The sequence below is a fragment of the Comamonas sp. Y33R10-2 genome (assembly GCF_019355935.1).
Taxonomy (GTDB): Bacteria; Pseudomonadota; Gammaproteobacteria; order Burkholderiales; family Burkholderiaceae_C; genus Comamonas.
In genome coordinates this window covers 159,246-179,137 of sequence record NZ_CP079925.1, presented here as the reverse complement: position 1 = coordinate 179,137, position 19,892 = coordinate 159,246, and the positions used below count along the sequence as shown (strand labels likewise).

Annotated in this window: 16 protein-coding genes; 13 read left to right on the top strand and 3 right to left on the bottom strand. The window is 59.4% G+C overall.

Annotation, left to right across the window (positions count from 1 at the left end):
* The first annotated feature begins 9 nt into the window (after window positions 1–9).
* The 10 genes from gspL to KUF54_RS00640 all read left to right on the top strand — a co-directional run bounded on the left by gspL (window position 10) and on the right by KUF54_RS00640 (window position 10,639).
* Window positions 10–1,236: a type II secretion system protein GspL gene (gene gspL / locus KUF54_RS00685; protein ID WP_219344325.1), complete on the top strand. Its 1,227-nt coding sequence runs from the start codon at window positions 10–12 to the stop codon at window positions 1,234–1,236.
* Window positions 1,233–1,772, top strand: a complete 540-nt coding sequence (gspM, locus tag KUF54_RS00680; protein WP_219344323.1) for a type II secretion system protein GspM — start codon at window positions 1,233–1,235, stop codon at window positions 1,770–1,772. Before gspL ends, gspM begins: the two co-directional genes overlap by 4 nt.
* 9 nt (window positions 1,773–1,781) lie before the next feature.
* The gene (gene gspN, locus KUF54_RS00675) at window positions 1,782–2,621 is read left to right on the top strand and encodes a type II secretion system protein N (RefSeq protein WP_219344321.1); all 840 of its coding nucleotides are present in this window, start codon (window positions 1,782–1,784) and stop codon (window positions 2,619–2,621) included.
* 3 nt (window positions 2,622–2,624) lie between these two features.
* Window positions 2,625–5,021 carry a type II secretion system secretin GspD gene (gene gspD / locus KUF54_RS00670; RefSeq protein WP_219344319.1) on the top strand — a complete coding sequence of 799 codons (2,397 nt, stop codon included), beginning with the start codon at window positions 2,625–2,627 and terminating at the stop codon, window positions 5,019–5,021.
* 20 nt (window positions 5,022–5,041) lie between these two features.
* Complete coding sequence (locus tag KUF54_RS00665) at window positions 5,042–6,403, top strand: GspE/PulE family protein (protein WP_219344316.1); 1,362 nt, start codon at window positions 5,042–5,044, stop codon at window positions 6,401–6,403.
* A gap of 82 nt (window positions 6,404–6,485) precedes the next feature.
* Window positions 6,486–6,770 (top strand): hypothetical protein, encoded by a 285-nt coding sequence (locus KUF54_RS00660; protein WP_219344314.1) that lies wholly within the window; start codon window positions 6,486–6,488, stop codon window positions 6,768–6,770.
* 57 nt (window positions 6,771–6,827) lie between these two features.
* Entirely contained in the window at window positions 6,828–7,844 is a 1,017-nt protein-coding gene (locus KUF54_RS00655; protein ID WP_219344312.1) for an LLM class flavin-dependent oxidoreductase, read from the top strand.
* A 24-nt stretch (window positions 7,845–7,868) separates the two neighbouring features.
* Window positions 7,869–9,092: a type II secretion system inner membrane protein GspF gene (gspF, locus tag KUF54_RS00650; protein ID WP_219344311.1), complete on the top strand. Its 1,224-nt coding sequence runs from the start codon at window positions 7,869–7,871 to the stop codon at window positions 9,090–9,092.
* Window positions 9,093–9,170: 78 nt separating this feature from the next.
* Window positions 9,171–10,088: a 5'-nucleotidase gene (locus KUF54_RS00645; RefSeq protein ID WP_219344309.1), complete on the top strand. Its 918-nt coding sequence runs from the start codon at window positions 9,171–9,173 to the stop codon at window positions 10,086–10,088.
* 71 nt (window positions 10,089–10,159) lie between these two features.
* A complete protein-coding gene (locus KUF54_RS00640) occupies window positions 10,160–10,639 on the top strand; it encodes an EF-hand domain-containing protein (protein WP_219344307.1) in 480 nt (159 codons plus the stop codon).
* Between the two features lie 65 nt (window positions 10,640–10,704).
* Here the strand turns inward: KUF54_RS00640 and KUF54_RS00635 are convergent, their stop codons facing one another.
* The 3 genes from KUF54_RS00635 to KUF54_RS00625 all read right to left on the bottom strand — a co-directional run bounded on the left by KUF54_RS00635 (window position 10,705) and on the right by KUF54_RS00625 (window position 14,181).
* Entirely contained in the window at window positions 10,705–11,142 is a 438-nt protein-coding gene (locus tag KUF54_RS00635) for a hypothetical protein (RefSeq protein ID WP_219344305.1), read from the bottom strand.
* Between the two features lie 252 nt (window positions 11,143–11,394).
* Window positions 11,395–11,886, bottom strand: coding sequence for a DUF1854 domain-containing protein (locus tag KUF54_RS00630; protein ID WP_219344300.1), 492 nt, complete (start codon window positions 11,884–11,886; stop codon window positions 11,395–11,397).
* Window positions 11,887–11,889: 3 nt separating this feature from the next.
* Entirely contained in the window at window positions 11,890–14,181 is a 2,292-nt protein-coding gene (locus KUF54_RS00625; RefSeq protein WP_219344298.1) for an ABC transporter ATP-binding protein, read from the bottom strand.
* A gap of 226 nt (window positions 14,182–14,407) precedes the next feature.
* On the opposite strand from KUF54_RS00625, the gene cphA (KUF54_RS00620) reads away from it, so the two are divergent.
* The 3 genes from cphA (KUF54_RS00620) to KUF54_RS00610 all read left to right on the top strand — a co-directional run bounded on the left by cphA (KUF54_RS00620) (window position 14,408) and on the right by KUF54_RS00610 (window position 19,812).
* Window positions 14,408–16,588: a cyanophycin synthetase gene (gene cphA / locus KUF54_RS00620; RefSeq protein WP_219344296.1), complete on the top strand. Its 2,181-nt coding sequence runs from the start codon at window positions 14,408–14,410 to the stop codon at window positions 16,586–16,588.
* Window positions 16,589–16,683: 95 nt separating this feature from the next.
* Window positions 16,684–19,254, top strand: coding sequence for a cyanophycin synthetase (gene cphA / locus KUF54_RS00615; RefSeq protein ID WP_219344294.1), 2,571 nt, complete (start codon window positions 16,684–16,686; stop codon window positions 19,252–19,254).
* 162 nt (window positions 19,255–19,416) lie between these two features.
* Window positions 19,417–19,812 (top strand): DUF2946 family protein, encoded by a 396-nt coding sequence (locus KUF54_RS00610; protein ID WP_219346211.1) that lies wholly within the window; start codon window positions 19,417–19,419, stop codon window positions 19,810–19,812.
* Window positions 19,813–19,892 lie beyond the last annotated feature (80 nt).

Sequence of the window (19,892 nt, the reverse complement as noted above, 5' to 3'; positions counted from 1 at the left end):
ACATCTCCCATGAGCACATTGCTAATAAAACTGCCGTCGAGCCGCGCAAGCTCGGCGACCAAATACCTCTACGCTGTCAGCGATGACGGCCAAAGTGCGCAAAACAGCGACAAGGTTCGCGCCTCTCAGCTACCCGCCTTGGGCCGAACAGGTCAAACCACAGCCGTCATTCCTGCCAGGCGCCTTTCTTGGCACTGCGTCGAGCTGCCTCCAGGCCTGAACGTGCAAAGCCGCCGCCAGCAGCCACGCGTGCGCGCTGCGCTGGAAGGCCTGCTGGAAGAAAAGCTGCTCGACGATGTCTCGACCCTGCACATCGCACTGGACTCATCGCCCGCAGACAACACTTACTGGATTGCCGTTTGTGACAAACAATGGCTGCAATCACACCTGCAGTGGCTAGAGCACAACGGCCACGCCGCGAACCGATTGGTGCCTGAGCAATGGCCGAGTGCCAATGCCCGGCTGCAACTGCTGGGCTACGGTGACAACACCCAGCTGAGCATGACCGGGCTGGATGAGGAAATCACGCTAATCACCCTGCCGCTGCCTGCGGGCTCCAGCCTGCTCGAGCCCTTGCTCGCACGCCTGCCCGATGATCTGCCTGTGCTGACTCCGCCACAGCTCGCACGCGCTGCCGAAGCCCTGCAGCGACCCATCAGCATCTTCACCTCTTCGGATCGCCTGCTGCACAGCGCAACTTACGCCGGAGACTTGGCGCAGTTTGATCTGGACTTGGGTGACAGCACCCGCGCCAAGCGCCACCTGCTCGATACATGGCAAAGCTTTGCCAAAGCCCCGCAGTGGCGCGCTGCGCGCTGGGCGACAGGCATTGCCATCGCCGCTCAACTCATAGGGCTGAACATCTGGGCCTTCAAAGAAGACCGCTCTATCGCGCAACGCCAGCAGCAAGCCACGCAAGTTCTGCAAACCACCTTCCCAAATGTGCCCGTCATTGTGGATGCACCCGTACAAATGCAGCGCGAGCTAGAGTTGCTGCGCAACAACTCCGGAGCTTTGTCGGCCAATGACCTTGAAGCGCTACTCACTGCCAGCGCAACGATCAGCAATATGTCCAATGCCAAAAGCCTGCAGTACCAAGATAAGCAGCTGCGCATCGCAGGCATAGAGCTGAACGCCGATGCCTTAAGCGACGCACAACAAAGCCTTGAGGCAAGCGGCTATCAACTCCATCGCGCTGGCCCTGAACTCGTCCTCAGCGTAAAGGCTCGCCCATGAAGCAAGACAACGCCTTAAACACCGCGCTGGCAGCCCTGCGCCAGCGCTGGGCCAGCCTTGCGCAGCGCGAGCAAAATTTAATGCTCATCGCAGGCACCATCCTGCTGCTAGCACTGACTTGGTCGATTGCACTGGCCCCCGCTCTCACAAGCCTTGAATCCGCCCCCGCCCGCCGCGCTGCGGCAGACCGTGACCTGCAAACCATGCTGCAACTGCAGTCGCAGGCCGAGCAGCTGCGCCAGCGGCCACAAGCCATTAATGCCGATATCAACACACAGCTTGAGCAATCCCTCAAAGCCGAGATGCCGACCACCGCGCAAATGCAGTGGCTGGGTAACCGCGTACAAATCACGCTCAACAGCGCCCCTGCAGCTGCGCTGGCTCGCTGGCTTAGCCAAGTGCGCGACAACAGCCATGCATCGGTGGTCGAGATGAAACTCAGCCGCGCACCTGCTGACACCACAGACGCAACCCTCATCCGCTGGAGCGGTAATCTGCTGCTTGACCTACCCGGTCAGGACGACGAAGCCCACTAAACTCCTGCCATGAGCCAACGCCCATCACCGCCATTGCGCCTTATCAGCAACACCTCGCGTCAATCACGCGGGTTGGGCGGGGCGCATTCGCTGCTGCGCTGGGCCATTGGCGGCGCGCTGTTGGGCGGCTTACTCACGGCCGCACTCTTCGCACCTGCGTCTTGGCTGGCCGCACGCGTGCATTCAGCGACCGCAGGCAAAGTGCAGCTGCAAGAAGCACGCGGCACGATCTGGAGTGGATCGGCCAGACTGGTATTCACCGGCGGCGAGGACAGCCGTGACGCCACCACGCTACCCACCCGCCTGAACTGGACTTTGCGCCCCGGTCTTGGCAGCGCCAGCGTCACTTTGCAAAGCGACTGCTGCACCACCACGCCCGTGCTGGCCCAGTTCGCACCGGGATGGAATGCCATGGCCCTGCGCATCAACGACAGCGCCATGCAACTGCCTGCCGACATGCTGACCGGGCTAGGCACGCCGTGGAACACCGTCGCTCTGCAAGGCCAGCTACGCCTGTACACCACAGGGCTAGCACTGCAATACAGCGCGGGTCGCGCCACCAGCCAAGGCTTGACGCGACTGGAGGCACTGGCCGTGTCTTCGCGCCTGTCTCCGCTCAAACCACTGGGCAGTTACCGGCTTGATATTCAAGGCGGCGACACAGCCCAACTCCATTTATCCACCCTCAATGGTGACCTGCAACTCAGCGGTCAGGGCCAGTGGGTGGGGTCTCGTCTACGCTTCAACGGCGAAGCTTCTGCCAGCCCCGAGCGCGAAGCCGCCTTGTCGAATTTGCTCAATATTTTGGGACGCCGCGAAGGCTCGCGTTCCATCATCACTTTTGGTTGATCTATGACTCAGCGTAGCACTCTTAAATCGATAGCTGCAGCCGCCATACTGGCGTGCGCTAGCGGCACTATTTATGCTCAAAATACGCCCAGTTTGCGCCCCGGCGAGCCGGTGACACTGAACTTCACCAACGCCGATATTGAAGCCGTATCGCGGGCCATGGCCGCCATCACCAACCGCAACGTGGTGGTGGACCCTCGCGTCAAAGGGCAGATCACACTGTTGACGGACAAAGCCGTGACTCCCGCCAGGGCCTACCAGCAGTATCTGGCGGCGCTGCGCATGCAGGGTTTCACTGTGGTGGAGTCCGCGGGTCTATTCAAGGTCATTCCCGAGGCCGATGCCAAGCTGCAAACCAACGAGGTGAGCATGGGACGCGGCGGTCAAGCCGGTGGCGGCATCGTCACGCAGATCTTCAAGCTCAACTACGAGAACGCCAGCAATCTGGTGCCTGTGTTGCGCCCGCTGATCAGCCCCAACAACACCATCAACGTCAACCCAGGCAATAACTCGCTGGTCATCACCGACTACGCGGACAACTTGCAGCGCATCTCCCGCATCATCGCCAGCACCGATGTATCTAACGCGACCGATATGGAAGTGATACCGCTGCGCCACGCTATGGCCAGCGACATGGTGGCACTGGTCAACCGCCTCATGGAAGGCGGCTCCGCCACCATGGGCGGTGCTGCTCAGTCCGGCGCAAGTACTGCGGGCCAGACCGATAACGGCTTTCGCACCTCCATCTTGGCCGAGCCGCGCAGCAACTCCGTGCTCATTCGCGCCGCCAATCCTGCCAAGCTGTCGCAAATTCGCTCGCTGATTTCACGCCTTGACCAGCCGGCAATGACAGGCAGCGGCGACGAAGGCAACATTAATGTGGTGTACCTGAAGAACGCCGATGCCGTGGCTCTTGCAGCCACGCTGCGCGCAGCAATCAGCGCACAAGGCAGCGCCAGCACCGCACTGGGCGGGCAGGTGGCCGGCGGCAACACCTCGACCACGGGTGGATCTTCATCGCAGCCCACTATTTCACGCGGCACCGATGGCAGCGCCACCGTGGGCTTGGGCAGCGGCAACACGGGCCCCAGCTCTCGTTTTGGCACGGCGCAGCAGCCTTCAACGGGCGGCATGATTCAGGCGGACCCGACCAGCAACTCGCTCATCATTACCGCACCGGGCCCGCTTTACAGGCAATTGCGCGCCGTCATCGACAAGCTCGACGGGCGCCGCGCGCAGGTGCTGATTGAGGCGCTAATCGTCGAAGTCTCGGCCGAAAAAGCCGCACAACTGGGCGTGCAGTGGAGCTCCCTGATTCGCAACAACGGCCGCATTTTGGGCGTGCTGGGCAATGGCACTGGGGTCAACGGCATCCCCAACATTTTTAGCGTTTCAGGTGCTGTCGCAAACCTCGCCAGTGGCACCGCGCTGACCGATGCGCAAGGCGCGAGCATTGCCGGCATGAAGGGCACCAACCTCGGCTTTACCCAAACCAATAACGGCAGCACCAGCTTGGGAGCGCTGATCAATTTGATGCAGGGCGATGGCGACACCAACATTCTCTCCACCCCCAATTTGATGACGCTGGACAACGAAGAAGCCAGCATCATGGTGGGTGAAAACGTCCCCTTTCCCACCGGCTCTTTCACCAACACCGGCAGCAGTGGCGGAACCATCAACCCGTTCACGACCTATGAGCGCAAGGATGTAGGTACGCTGCTCAAGATTCGCCCGCAGATCAACGAGAACGGCACAATCAAGATGTCCGTTTATCAGGAAAATTCTGCGGTTAAAGCGAACACTGCAGACTCGACCAAGGGCGCAACCACTACCAAGCGCGCCATTGAGTCAAACGTATTGGTCGAAGACGGCGCCATCGTGGTGCTGGGCGGCCTGATTGCTGATGAATACGGTCAAACCCAAGAGCGTGTGCCTTTGCTCGGTGATATTCCTGTGATTGGCAATCTGTTTCGCAATACGGCCCGCACCCGCAAAAAGACCAACCTCATGGTCTTTTTACGCCCCACGGTGCTGCGCGATGCCAACTCGACCAGCCAGCTCTCGCAAGATCGCTACGACTCTATTCGCGGTGTGCAGCAAAACAATCAGCCCGACCCGAACCTGATGATGCGCAACGTCAACTCAGCGCCCATCTTGCCGCCTTCGCTGCCAAGCCCGCAGCAACCCTTGCAGCCTCTGTTAGCGCCAACAATCTCGTCAGTGCTGCCGCCTGTCTCCACCCCCTCCTCCTCTATGGTGAATGTGCCCGGCGCCAAGCCTGAACTGGTGGACTTCAGCGATCCCTTAAGCCCCAAAGTTAACGGCTATCCTGCTCCGGCACCCTCCACGCTGTCCTCCATGCCTCAAGCCATGGAAAGTATCTTGCAGGGCAAGCAGTAAGCAAAAAAGTAAGGCCACGAATGCGCTACCCACTGCCCTATGGCTTTGCCCGCAGCAGCTTGCTGTTGATTGAAGACAATGGATTAGAACCTGTGCTCTGGCACAGCCCCGAGCCCGATTGGTCGGCCATCTCTGAAGTTCAGCGCAAGCACTCCGTGCAGCGCTGGCAGCTGCTCGACAGTGCAGCGTTAGCCCACCGCATCAGCGCCGCCTATTCGCACAACGACTCCAGCGCCGCCATGGTGGTCAGCGAAGTCGAGTCCGACGCCGACCTCGCTCGCATGATGCAAGAGCTTCCCGCCGTGGAAGACTTGCTGGAAACTGCAGACGATGCGCCCATCATCCGCATGCTTAACGCCCTGCTCACGCAAGCCGCGCGCGATGGGGCATCGGACATTCATATCGAGCCTTATGAGCGCCACTCCAGCGTGCGCTTTCGTGTCGATGGTGATCTGCGCGAAGTAGTGCAGCCCAACCGCGCCTTGCATGCTGCCTTGATCAGCCGCCTCAAAATCATGGCGGATCTGGACATTGCCGAAAAGCGCCTGCCGCAAGACGGGCGCATCAGCCTGCGCTTGGGCACCAGAGCCATCGACGTACGAGTCTCCACCCTGCCCAGTGCTCATGGCGAACGCGCCGTGCTGCGCTTGCTGGACAAGAGTGAAAGCAAGCTCAGCCTTGAAGCCGTTGGCATGGGCGGCCAGACGCTGGAGCGCTTCACCCACCTTACATCGCAGCCCCACGGCATCGTGCTCGTCACCGGGCCTACCGGCTCGGGCAAGACCACCACGCTGTACTCCGCGCTGCAGCGCATGGATGCCAGCCACAGCAACATCATGACGGTGGAAGACCCCATCGAATATGAGCTGGCCGGCGTAGGACAAACCCAAGTCAACGCCAAGATCGACCTGACCTTTGCCAAAGCATTGCGCGCCCTGCTGCGCCAAGACCCGGACGTCATCATGATTGGCGAAATTCGCGACTTTGAAACCGCGCAAATTGCTATTCAAGCCTCGCTCACCGGTCACTTGGTGCTGGCTACGCTGCACACCAACGATGCACCCAGCGCCGTGACGCGTTTGATCGACATGGGGGTTGAGCCCTTCTTGCTGTCCTCATCGCTGCTGGGCGTGCTGGCGCAGCGACTGGTTCGCAAGATTGATAGCAACGAGTCGAGTGGATACAAGGGCCGTACCGGTATTTTTGAAATACTGGTGGTGGACGACACCATACGCGCACAAATTCACCGCGGCGCCAGCGAAGCCGAGATTCGCGAAACCGCGATGGCCAATGGCATGCAACTCATGCGTGAAGACGGTGAGCGTCTGGTGCGTGAAGGCGTGACGACCCCTGCCGAAGTCATGCGCGTGACGCGCGACTGATGCGGCATGCATTCGTCAAAGGGGACAAAGCTTTCATAGCCTGAGCGTGCAAAGCTTTCTTCGCCTTTGCCACAATGAATCCATGCTTGAAAACCTACGCACCTCTGTCCAGCCCTATGGCGGCGATCTGTTTTTGTTGTTGATAGCGCTGGCTGTCATTAGCTTTGCCCTGCTATTCCAGCTCAAAAGCCGCTTTCCCGTGGCCCAGTTGCGCCGCATGATTCGCATGGCTGCGCTGGTTGCCTTGCTGGGCTCGGTCTTTGCCATGCAATCGGGCGCCACCTACTACGCAATGGCCGGCGTGATGCTGGTGTGGGGCGTATTGGTCGCCATTGTTTTTGGACGTGAGATTGGCCGCAAGCGCTGATTAATCCAAGACTAGTAGCTATCAAAATCATATAAAGCTCATCAAAGGCTCATCGCTATGAAATCCTTGAATACCGTCAAGCTGTCCATGCTGGACTTGGTCGCCGTGCGCGAAGGCGGCACGGTCGCGAATGCGCTGCAAGTGAGCGTGCGCACGGCGCAGCAGGCCGAAAAGCTGGGCTTTACCCGCTACTGGTTGGCCGAGCACCACAATATGCCCGGCATTGCCAGCTCAGCCACCGCCGTGTTGATTGGACATATTGCAAGTGCCACGCAAACCATTCGTGTGGGCTCTGGCGGCATCATGCTGCCCAACCACGCACCGCTGGTGGTAGCCGAGGCCTTTGGCACGCTGGCCGAGTTGTATCCCGGGCGCATCGACCTCGGCCTTGGCCGCGCACCCGGCACCGACGGCCCCACCATGCGCGCACTGCGCCGTGACAGGGTGGAGAGCGAAGACGACTTTCCCCGTGATGTGCAAGAGCTGCAGCATCTGCTGGGCGACGACCAAGAGGGCGCGCGCATCGTCGCCGTACCCGGCGCTGGCACCAATGTGCCGATTTGGCTGCTGGGCTCCAGCCTGTACTCGGCCCAGTTGGCTGCGCATCTGGGTCTGCCTTACGCATTTGCTTCGCACTTTGCACCGCGCATGCTGCATCAGGCTTTATCCATCTACCGCCAGATGTTCAAACCCAGCGCCACGCTGGCCAAGCCTTATGCCATCGTCGGCGTACCCGTGATTGCCGCGCCTACGGATGAAGAAGCCGAGTTTCTGGCCAGCAGCACCTACCAGCGCGTGCTGGGCATTCTGACCGGCAAGCGCACCCGCCTGCTGCCGCCTGTTGCCAACTACTGGCAGCAGCTGGATGGGCGCGAACAAGCGGCCATTCAAGATTTTCTGGCGATAGGTATCGTTGGCAGTCAAGACACCGTGCACCAAGGCCTGCAAAAACTGGCCAACGAAACGCAGGCCGATGAGTTCATCCTCGTCAGCGATGTGTATGACACCGACTTGCGCCTGCGCAGTCTGGAAATTACCGCGCAAGCCATTCAACAGTCGCTACCATCGCTGTAACAAGTTACCCAGTTACAGCAACGCATGCCCGCCTTTACCTTTGAAGCCTTAGATGCCCAAGGCCAGACCCGCAAGGGCATTCTTGAAGCCGACAACGCCCGCGCTGCCCGCAGCCAGCTGCGCAGCCAAGCGCTGGTGCCGTTGCAGGTAGAAGCCGTAGCGTCTGGCCAAGGCAAAGGCGGCTCGTCACTTTCTAGCTGGTTGACACGCCCCGTTTTCAACTCCACCGGCCTTGCCGTGTGGACGCGCCAAATTGCAGGGCTTGTCAGCTCAGGCCTGCCCATTGAACGCGCGCTGGCAGCATTAGCCGAAGAAGCCGAGGATGACCGTCAGCATCAGTTAGTTGCCGCCTTGCGAGCTGAGGTCAATGCAGGCTCGAGCTTTGCACGTGCGCTAGAGCAGCACCCGCGTGAGTTCTCCGACATCTTTTGCTCCGTCATTGGCGCGGGCGAATCCAGCGGCAGCCTAGGCTCTGTTCTTGAAAATCTGGCCGACGATCTGGAATCGCGCCAAGCGCTGCAATCCAAGCTCATCGGCGCGTCGCTCTACCCCGCCATCGTCACGCTGGTGGCTATCGTCATCGTCATCTTTTTGGTCAGCTATGTGGTGCCGCAAGTCGCTGGTGTGTTTGCGGGCTCCAAGCGGGCGCTGCCCTTTCTCACCGTGGTCATGCTCAACGTGAGCGACTTTGTGCGCCACTACGGCTGGCTGATGCTCGGCACTCTGGTGTTAGGCGCCATTGGTTTTCGTCTCGCACTCAAAAATGAGAGATTTCGTGAGAGCTTTGATGCCCAGTGGCTCAACTTGCCACTGGTCGGGCGCCTTTCGCGCAGCTATAACGCAGCCCGCTTTGCCGGCACGCTGGCCATGCTGGCCGGTGCGGGGGTGCCCATTCTCAAAGCACTACAAGCGGCTGCCGAGACACTCAACAACCGCGCCATGCGCGCTGACGCGATGGATGCACTGGTGCTGGTGCGCGAAGGCGCTCCGCTAGCATCAGCCCTAGCGCAGAAAAAACGCTTTCCGGGTCTGGTCTCCATGTTTGCCCGACTCGGTGAGCAAACCGGCCAATTGCCACTGATGCTGCAACGCGCCGCCACCCAGCTATCGACGGAAGTACAGCGCCGTGCCATGCATATGGCCACAATTTTGGAGCCGCTGCTCATCGTCGCCATGGGCTTGGTCGTCATGCTCATCGTGCTAGCGGTGCTCATGCCCATTATTCAGCTCAATCAGTTTGTCAAATGAAGTACGCCACCTGAGTCGCTTCGCGGCGTACCTGACTCGGGGTACGTCAGTTTTTAGCCCCTGCTCTGGACAACAAACATGCCCCCTTCTCTCAGTGACAAACTCGTCGTAGCCATCTCTTCGCGCGCGCTGTTCGACTTCGAGGAGGAAAACAACGTCTTTGAAGACCACGACCCCGCGACCTATCTGCGCCTGCAGCGCGAGCGGCTGGATGTGCCTGCAGCGCCCGGCGTGGCGCTCTCGCTGGTCAAAAAATTGCTGGCCTTCAACACCGAAGAGCAGCAGCGCGTTGAGGTAGTTCTGCTCTCGCGCAACGACCCGGTCAGCGGCATGCGCGTGTTTCGCTCCGCCAAAGCTCACGGTCTAGAATCCATTCAGCGCGGCGTGTTCACGCAGGGGCGTGACCCATTTGGCTATTTGCGGCCCTTGGGTGCGCAATTGTTCCTCTCCGCCAATGCAGACGACGTTACGCAGGCGCTGCAACTGGGCTACCCAGCCGCCCATGTCTTCACCGACTCCATGCGCGCTAGCTGCCGCCACCCGCAAGAAGTGCGCATTGCTTTTGACGGCGACGCCGTGCTGTTCAGCGATGAGTCGGAACGCGTTTTTCAGGCTGAAGGTCTGGCGGCCTTTCAAAAGCACGAGCAAGAAAAAGCCGAGCAGCCTTTGCCCGAAGGCCCGTTCAAGCCTCTGCTAGCTGCCCTGCACAATCTGCAGCAAGTTGAAGTGCCCGGCATGCGCATACGAACGGCCCTTGTCACCGCACGCAGCGCACCGGCCCATGAGCGCGCCTTGAACACACTGATGGACTGGAAGATTGATGTGGATGAAGCCATGTTCCTTGGCGGCTTAGCCAAGGGCGAGTTTCTGCGCGAGTTTGAGCCTGATTTTTTCTTCGACGACCAAACCAGCCATGTGCGCAATGCGGCCAGCCATGTTCCATCAGGTCATGTGCGCAGCGGTATCGCCCACGACAAAGCGCTGAAACATTCGTAAAGCTTGGCAAAGTCCGGAAAGCGAATGAAAAACTAGGGTGCTTTGGCGCTCTAGCAGTTGAGAATGCCTGCATGGCCCTCACCTGTAGTTCTATGCAACACATGAAGAAAAAACTCACCATTGCCCGCAGCACTACGCTGATGAAATCAGCTGTGAGTGTGCTGCTGACCAGCGCTGTGCTGCTGCTGCCTACGGCGCGAGCCGAAGACAGCGTTGAAGAATCAAGCAACAAGAACGGCGCCCAGCTCTCTAAAGGCGAGATCAAAGCCCAGCAGCAATTTAAGATGTTGGACTTCAATCAAGACGGCAAACTCAGCCGCAAAGAAGTCGCCATCATCCCCAAGCTGGCAGCCGCTTTTGATGAGACCGATACCAATAAAGACGGTTTTGTGAGCTATGAGGAAGTGCGCGCCTTCGCCGTCAAATACCGCGCCGAGCGTGAGAAGGCTAAGGCTGCACAAGAAACTGCCGCACAAGCCGCTGCCGCCACTGCAGCACCACAAAGTGCTAGCAAATCAGAAGCTGGCAGTCCTGAAGCTGAAATCAAATAAAGCATCAATCAAGCTGAAGTCATTTTGAATACACGACTTACACCTATTGATTCAATATCGTCGCTTTATTTCCCGCCACCCGTGCGTTTGATACGAGGCTCGGCATAGGTCAGCGGCTCGCTGCGTGCAGTCTGCTTGTTTTGCAGCAAGTCCTCTGACTTGCTCACGTCTTGCGCCTGCTCCACCGCCTGCGCGCTGGCCCGCCACATGGACTGGATGAACTCGATAAGCTGCTTGGAGATAGGCTCTTTGGGCGGCTCATCTACCTCTTGTTTTTGCTTGACCTCCTGGGCCAGCGTCCAGTCGCGGTTCTCGCTATCCACAACGGATGGTGTTTCAGGCGTGCGCACCGTGCGGCCCTCGCCAATCTTATCCACCGACTCGCTGGCGTTCACGGCATTCACAGGTCGCACCGGCGCGGCACCCGAAGCACCCGTGGAATACAAATCCGCACCCTGGGCACGCCAGGGCGTTTGTGTCCGGTCTAGAGGAGGAATTTGCATGATGGGGCCTTCGGTTGTGGAAAGAGTTCAGGCGGTAAAACAGGTTTCTCGCCTTGTTATCGACCACGCTTGAGAAAACTAAAGGATTATTTGCATATCTTTTTTGATAGCTAGCAGTCCTTTTATTTCGCTGACTTCAAGCCATTTAGACACAAAAAAGGCCTCAGCATTAACCAGCGTTAACGCGTGAGGCCTATGTCTTTATCTAAGGGCTGCTCAAGAGCAAGTCTCAACAAACCCTCAAGCGCCCGCTTACAAAAAGCGCTCCAACAGTTTGCGCGAATGGCGGTCTAGCTTGTTGCTGTCTGGAATGCGGTACTGCACACCGTCTTGACCGGTGATCTGCAGCTTGGTGCGCCCCGCCAGCTTGCGAATGTCTTCTTCGCCCTTGAGCACCATCTGCGTCGTGCCCCGGTCGGTGCGCAAATCCCAGGTGCTAGGGGTGGAAAAGCTGGAGACTTTGAGGATTTCCTCAATCGTCGGGACAAACTCGCGCACCGCAAGGTCTTGCTCGATAAGTTGCCGGTGTTCAGGTTGCAAATCCACCATGCGGGGCACCCACAGGGCTTCTTTGCCATCCGCCGCAATCAGCGACAGACCTTCTAAGGGCGCATCAATCGGAAAGGCGCGCACAGGCGTCACGGCTTCAAACACCGTACCGTTAGCCAGCGTCAGCACCAAGCGGCCATGGGCATTACGCAGCAGTTGCATGCCCACCAGATTGGATTGGGAAGCGTCAGTCATTGTTTATTCCTTGGTCAGCAGCGTCAGACCTGCGGCCTGCGCATCTTCTTCCGCACGACGGGCTTGGGCGTCATACAGACGGAAGTAGTGGCCCTTAAGTGCCATCAACTCGTCATGCGGGCCCACTTCCACAATCTCGCCGCGGTCCATCACCACCAAGCGATCCGCCTTGCGCAGCGTAGACAAACGGTGGGCAATCGCAATCGTGGTGCGGCCTTGAACCAAGTTGTCCAGCGCCTTCTGGATTTCTTTTTCGGTCTCGGTATCCACGGCCGATGTGGCCTCGTCCAAGATCAAAATACGCGGGTCAATCAGCAGCGCACGGGCAATCGAGATGCGCTGGCGCTCGCCACCTGACAGGCCCTGACCGCGCTCACCCACCAGCGAGTCATAACCGTGAGGCAGGCGCAAGATGAATTCATGGGCATGGGCAGCGCGGGCGGCCGCCACAATTTCTTCGCGGCTCGCACCGGGCTTGCCATAGGCCAGATTCTCGGCAATCGTGCCAAAGAACAAGAAGGGTTCTTGCAGCACCAGACCGATATTGCTGCGGTAGTCAGACACGGACATGCGGCGCACATCCACGCCATCGAGCTGGATAGAGCCTTCGCTCACATCGTAAAAACGGCAAATCAGATTAACCAGCGTGCTCTTACCCGAGCCACTGTGGCCCACCAGACCAATCATCTCGCCGGGCTTGATTTGCAGGTTCAGGTGCTTGATGACGGCACGGCTGCCGTAGCGAAAGCCCACGTTATCCATGGTGATGGCACCCTTGGCCTTGCCCGGCAGCTTGACGGGGTTGCTTGGCTCAGGGACGTTGCTCACATGGTCAAGGATGTCAAAAATGCGCTTGGCACCCGCAGCGGCCTTTTGCGTCACCGAGACAATGCGGCTCATCGAGTCCAGACGCGTATAAAAGCGCCCGATGTAGGCAATAAAAGCGGTCAACACGCCGACGGTGATGGAGCCGCCTGCTACCAAATAGATACCAAACGCCCAAACGATCAAGATGCCGATTTCGGTCAGCAAAGTCACCGTGGGGGTGAAGACTGACCAAGTCTTGTTGACTTTGTCATTGGCCTGCAAGTTGACCAAGTTGGCATCGGCAAAACGATCGGCTTCACGCTTTTCTTGGGCGAAAGCCTTCACCACGCGAATGCCGGGGATGGTGTCCGCCAGCACATTGGTCACTTCGGACCAAACGCGATCGATCTTTTCAAAGCCGGTACGCAGGCGGTCGCGCACGGTATGAATCATCCAAGCGATAAAAGGCAGCGGCACCAAAGTAACCAGCGCCAGCCAAGGATTGATGGAGAACAAAATGGCCGATGTCATGACGATCATCAGCACATCGGTCACAAAATCCAGCGCATTCAACGACAAGAAAAGGTTGATGCGGTCTGTTTCAGCGCCAATACGCGCCATCAAGTCACCCGTGCGCTTGCTGCCGTAAAAGTCCACCGACAAATTCAGCAAGTGGTTATAGGTGGTAGTGCGCAGGTTGGAGCCTATGCGCTCAGACACCTTGGCCAGCACAAATGTCCGCGCCCAGCCCAGTGCCCAAGCCACGATAGCTGACAAGAAAAGCATCCCTAGGTAGAAGATCACCAGATCACGGTCAATTTTTTCGCCGTTCTGGAAGGGAATCAGAATCTTGTCCATCAAGGGGATGGTCAGATACGGCGCCACCAGTTGCGCAGCCGTAGCGGCCAGCGTCAGCAAAAAGCCCAGCAGCAACTGGCCTTGGTAAGGCTTGGCAAAGCGCCACAGGCGCAGCAGCACCCAAGTGGAGGTCTGCGGCGCTTGCTGGCGGGCGCAGGCCGGGCATTCATCCGTATCCGGCGGCAAGGCCGTGTGGCAAACCGGGCAAAGCACGGTGTCCTCATCGGTCACGGCGGTATAGGTTTCTTGACGGGCAATGCGCTCGCGCTGGCGGTCGAACTGCTGCATCAGCTGCAGCATGGCTGACTGGTGGGTCAGCGTGATGTGCCAGTGCGCCAGTCGGGTGTCATGGTTGTGTAACTCCAAGTGACCGACACCGCCGTGATCTTGCAGGCGCAAAGACTGGTCTACGGCCAAAGGCCACTCTTGCCACTGATGGTTAAGGGGGTCGCAGGCCAGCAAACGCTCTTGTGTCAAGGCCAGCAAACCGCTGCCAAACTTCAAATCCGCACTCAGGTCAACCGAAACGACGGCTAAAACGTTCTCATATTCAATGAGCTTTGCTCGCAGATCGCCCCCCAGGGGGCCTGTAAAGACGGCCGAGGCGTCCACAGCATGGTGATGTTGCATATTGAGTTATTTTTCTCCGCAGATAGCGGCTCTAAGAGTCATACGGCTAACCGCTTCGGCATGGGAACGAGGCTCGTGCCAACGTTCGAGACATATCTGTTAACGCGCGAGCCCGCCATTAGGCTGACAAGCAATCACAATGCGTGATTCTGGCCGCACAATGCCCATCCATCAGGGGCAAGATTTTAAGAAATCCTGCCCTCCCCATTTTTATCCGCTGAGCAACATGGCGAAATTCAACGACATCCAACTCTTACGCACCACTTTCCTGCGCGGCCCCAGTGTCTGGACCTACCGCCCGGTACTGGAAGTCTGGCTGGATCTGGGAGAGCTGGAAAACTACCCGTCCAACAAAATCCCCGGCCTCAATGAGCGCCTCACCGCTTGGCTGCCAGCTCTAATCGAGCACACCTGCGGCGTCGGCGAGCGCGGTGGCTTTATCCAGCGCCTTGAAGGCGGCACCTGGATGGGCCACGTGATGGAGCACGTGATTATCGAGCTGCTGAACTTAGCCGGTATGCCTGCCGAGTTTGGTCAGACCCGTGAAATCTCCAAGCCCGGCGTGTACCGCATGGTGTTCCGCTGCCCTGAAGAGGCCGTGGCCCGCGTGGCGCTGGAGCATGGTCACAAGCTGCTCATGGCTGCGATCAACGACGAGTCGTTTGAGATGAAGCCGGCCATTCACGCCATCAAAAAGGCCATCAACGACAGCTACCTCGGCCCATCGACCGGCTGCATTGTGGACGCCGCTGGCGAGCGCCGCATTCCCCACATCCGCCTGAACGACGGCAACTTGGTGCAACTGGGCTACGGCGCAGCGCAGCGCCGCATTTGGACGGCTGAGTCTGACCAGACCAGCGCCATTGCCGAAGGCATTGCCCAAGACAAAGACTTCACCAAGCGCCTGCTGGCCGCCTGCGGTGTGCCCGTGCCTGAAGGCCAGATCGCCGCCACCGCCGATGAAGCGTGGGAGATTGCGCAAGACATTGGCTTTCCCGTCACCGTCAAGCCCTCCGACGGCAACCACGCCCGCGGCGTGACGCTGGAGTTGTACAACGAGGCCGACATCAAGACCGCTTTTGCACTGGCTGAGCCTGAAGGCTCAGACGTCATCGTCGAAAAATTCATCGACGGCACCGAGCACCGCCTGCTGGTTGTGGGCGGCAAGGTCGTCGCCGCCACCAAGGGCGAAACCGTGTCGGTCTACGGCAACGGTACAGCTACGCTGCGTGACTTGGTCGCCGTGCTGAACCTGGATCCCCGCCGCGGCCCCGAGCAGGAATACCCGCTGGACTGGATCAATATGGACGCCGGCGCCGTCAAGCTGGAGCTGAACCGCCAGCATGTGACGCCTGATAGCGTGATCCCCGCAGGCCAAGCCATTTTGTTGCAACGCAATGGCAACATGGCGATTGACTGCTTGGACGACGTGCACCCCGATGTGGCGTACTACGCCGTGCTGGCTGCAAAAATCGTCGGCCTCGACATCGCGGGCATGGACATGATCTTGAAGGATGTGTCCCAGCCCATGCAGGGCCAAGGCGCGATTTTGGAAGTCAACGCCGGCCCCGGCCTGTTGATGCACCTGAAACCCACCAGCGGCGCACCCCGCCCTGTGGGCATGGCGATTGCCGATCACCTCTTCCCACGTGAAGACGGTCTCGGCGCTGGTCGCATCCCCGTGGTTGGCATTGTCGGCACCCGCAACAACGCATTTATCTCGCGTTTGGTGGGCTGGCTGCTGCAGCTGTCAGGCAAGCTCACGGGCGTTGCCAGCAGCGAAGGTATGTATCTGGCCAACCGCCAGACACAAAAGACCAACACCGCCAACTGGGCTGGCGCGCACCGCCTGCTCACCAACCGTCTTGCACAGGCCGCCGTGATTCAAACCACAGCGCGCTCCATTTTGGAAGAAGGTCTGGCCTACGACCGCTGCCTGGTCGGTGTTGTGACCGATATGGATGGCTTCGAGCAACTGGCTGACCACGATGTGCAGGAAGCGGGCCAGATGCGCCGCGTGATGCGCACCCAAATCGATGTGGTGCTCGATGGCGGCGCTGGCGTGCTCAACGCTGACCTGCCCGAAGTGGCCGATCTAGCCGATCTGTGCGACGGCGAAGTGGTGCTGTACTCCACCGAAGCCACTAACGAATTCATCGCGGCCCACCGTTCCAACACCGAAGTGCAACACGAAGGCGGCCGCGCCGTCTTCGTCAAGGGCAGCAATGTGGTGCTGGCAACGGGCACGCAAGAGCGCGTGCTGGGCACGCTCGATGCACTGTCGCTGGCTGGCGGCAAGCGCCCTGACACCCCTGCACTGCTGGCCGCTATCGCCACGGCATGGGCTATGGATATCACGCCGGACCTGATCGGCGCGGGCATCAAGACTTTTGAATACCAGGCTTGAGAGCCTCTTAAACGCTTCAATAAAGATAGCTGCTAGCGCTTTCAGTGAAAGCGCTAGACTCAAAAAATAGCTTGATATTCAGCTGAAAGAACACTATGCAGATTCAACGCATCCGAGCCCTGCGCGGCCCCAACCTCTGGACCCGCAGCACCGCCTTCGAAGCCATCGTGCACTGCGAAGACAGCGAGTTGCGCTACACCGCCATGCCCGGCTTTGAAGAAAAGCTGCGCGCGCGCTTCCCCACCATTGGCACGCTGCAACCCCATGGCGCTGACCAACATCTGTCGCTGGCACATGTGATGGAAGTGGCGGCTCTGTCGCTGCAAGCCCAAGCGGGTTGCCCCGTATCTTTTAGCCGCACGCATGAGACGCTGGATCACGGCACCTTCCAGGTCGTGGTGGAGTACACCGAAGAAGCCGTGGGCCGACTGGCCATGGAAAAGGCCGAAGCCTTGATTTTGGCAGCGCTCAACAACACTGCGTTTGATGCGCAAGCCGCCATCGCCGAGCTACACGATTTGGATGAAGACGACCGCATTGGCCCATCAACCGGCGCCCTCGTGGACGCCGCCGTGGCCCGTGGCATTCCCTTTCGCCGCCTGACCACTGGCTCGCTGGTGCAACTGGGCTGGGGCTCTAAGGCTCGCCGTTTTCAGGCCGCTGAGCTGGACTCCACCAGCGCTGTGGCCGAATCCATTGCCCAAGACAAAGACCTAACTAAGCGCCTGCTGCACGCTGCTGGCGTGCCCGTACCCATGGGCCGCCCTGTGACCGATGTGGAAGATGCATGGCTTGTGGCCCAAGAAGTGGGCCTGCCCGTGGTGGTCAAGCCACAAGACGGCAACCAGGGCAAGGGCGTGGTGGTCAACATCACCACCCGCGAAGGTCTGGAAGCTGCCTACAAAGTGGCCAGCGAGTTTGGCGACGAAATTCTGGTCGAGCGCTTTTTGCCCGGTCATGACTTCCGCATGCTTGTCGTCGGCGGCCAGTTGGTGGCCGCTGCCCGCCGCGAGCCACCGCAAGTGCTGGGTGATGGCCAGCATTCCGTGCGCGAGCTGGTCAACATCGTCAATCAAGACCCCCGCCGCGGCTCTGGCCACGGCACGGCGCTGACCAAGATTCGTCTGGATGACATCGCCATCGCCCGCATCGCCAGCGAAGGCCTGACGCCTGAATCTGTGCCCGCACAGGGCCAGCGCGTGGTACTGCGCAACAACGCCAACCTGTCCACAGGCGGCAGCGCCACCGATGTGACGGACGATGTACACCCCGAAATTGCAGCCCGCGCCGTAGAAGCGGCCCAGACCATTGGCCTGCACATTTGCGGCGTGGACGTGGTGTGCGAGACCATGCTCAAGCCACTGGAAGAGCAAAGCGGCGGTATTGTGGAAGTGAACGCAGCCCCCGGCCTGCGCATGCACTTGGCACCATCTTTTGGTCGCCCCCGCAATGTGGGCGTGCCCATGGTGGACGAGCTGTACGCCCCCGGCGACGATGGCCGCATTCCTCTGGTTGCCGTCACCGGCACCAACGGCAAGACCACCACCACCCGCGTGATTGCCCATTTATTCACATCCCACGGCTGGCGCACCGCCATGACAAACACCGATGGCGTGTGGGTCAATGGCCGCCAAATCGACAGCGGCGATTGCTCTGGCCCCAAGAGCGCCCGCAACGCGCTGGCCCACCCTGAAACCGATGCTGCCGTGCTCGAATGCGCACGCGGCGGCATTTTGCGCGAAGGTCTGGGCTTTGACCGCTGCCAAGTAGCCGTGGTCACCAACGTGGGCGAAGGCGATCACCTGGGTCTGAACTTCATCACCACCAAGGAAGACGTGGGCGTTTTGAAACGCGTCATCGTGCAAAACGTAGCTCCTAACGGCTATGGCGTGCTCAATGCCGCTGATCCGCTGGTCGCCGCCATGGCGTCGGTGTGCCCCGGCAAGGTCATTTTCTTTGCGGCGGACCGCCACCACCCCGTCATGGCCACACACCGCGCCCAAGGCAACCGAGTGGTTTATGTCGATGGCGACTCCATCGTGGCCGCTGAAGGCTCGTGGCGTGAAAGCATTGCCCTGCGTGACATTCCCATTACCCGCAACGGCACCATCACCTTCCAGGTTGAAAACGTGATGGCATCCATTGGCGCAGCATGGGCTGTGGGCCTGCCTTGGCAGACCATTCGCCGTGGCTTGGCTGGTTTCTTGAATGACACTGGCAACGCCCCCGCACGCTTTAATGTGATGGATTACAAGGGTGCCACCATCATTGCCGACTACGGCCACAACCCAGACGCCATGCGTGCCTTGGTGCAAGCCGTGGAAGCCATGCCGGCCAAGCGCCGCAGCGTGGTCATCAGCGGTGCGGGTGACCGCCGCGATCAGGACATCATTGAGCAAACCCAGATTTTGGGCAAAGTGTTTGACGATGTGATCCTGTACCAAGACGCTGCCCAGCGCGGTCGCAAAGATGGTGAAGTGATGGCGCTGCTCAAGCAAGGCTTGGAGGGCGCAACTCGCACCACTTACAGCACCGAAATTCACGGCGAGTTCATCGCCATTGACCATGCTTTGAGCCGCCTACAACCCGGCGATCTGAGCCTGGTGCTGGTCGACCAAGTGGAAGAAGCGCTGGAGCATTTACGTCAACATGTTGCCGGCCAGTAAGCGCTGAGCTGCCCCACCCACAAAGCCCGGCCTTGCGCCGGGTTTTGTTATTAAAAACAGAGCATTGAACGCAGGCGGCAAAAGCACTATTGGCGGTTTTTACGCATACTCGCCACTGGCAAACGCCGTATGATCCGGGCAGCTGTCACCACCATTCGCTTCATGCCTTTGCACGCACTTCGCCGCATTGCCACCTGCTTTCTGGGCCGGTGTGTGCTGGCATGGTTTGCATTGTCCATAGGCGTGGCAAGCGCTGCACCGCTGATTCAGTCTCAAGGCTTTGAGCTGATCTGCACCAGCACCGGTGCAATGAAGATGGTTGCCGTTGGTGATACGGAAAGCGATAACGAAAGCAGTGATCACACAGCCTTAAGCGCCGGGCATCTTGACTGCCCCATGTGCCTACCTCACGCAGCGCCACCACCGCCCGTGCTGCGACTGCCTGTGCCTACAGAGTTGCCGCTGCACCATGCATTGCAACCGGTGCAGCGGGCTCGCCTTGCATCTATTACCGCAGCGCCTTTGCCTGCGCGTGGGCCTCCTGCGTCTTACCTTTGATTGATTTTCGCCTCTAGTCTTTATGCAACAAGGACTAGCTGCTATCAAATTCATAGGGACTGCTATGTCCCAAGGTAAGC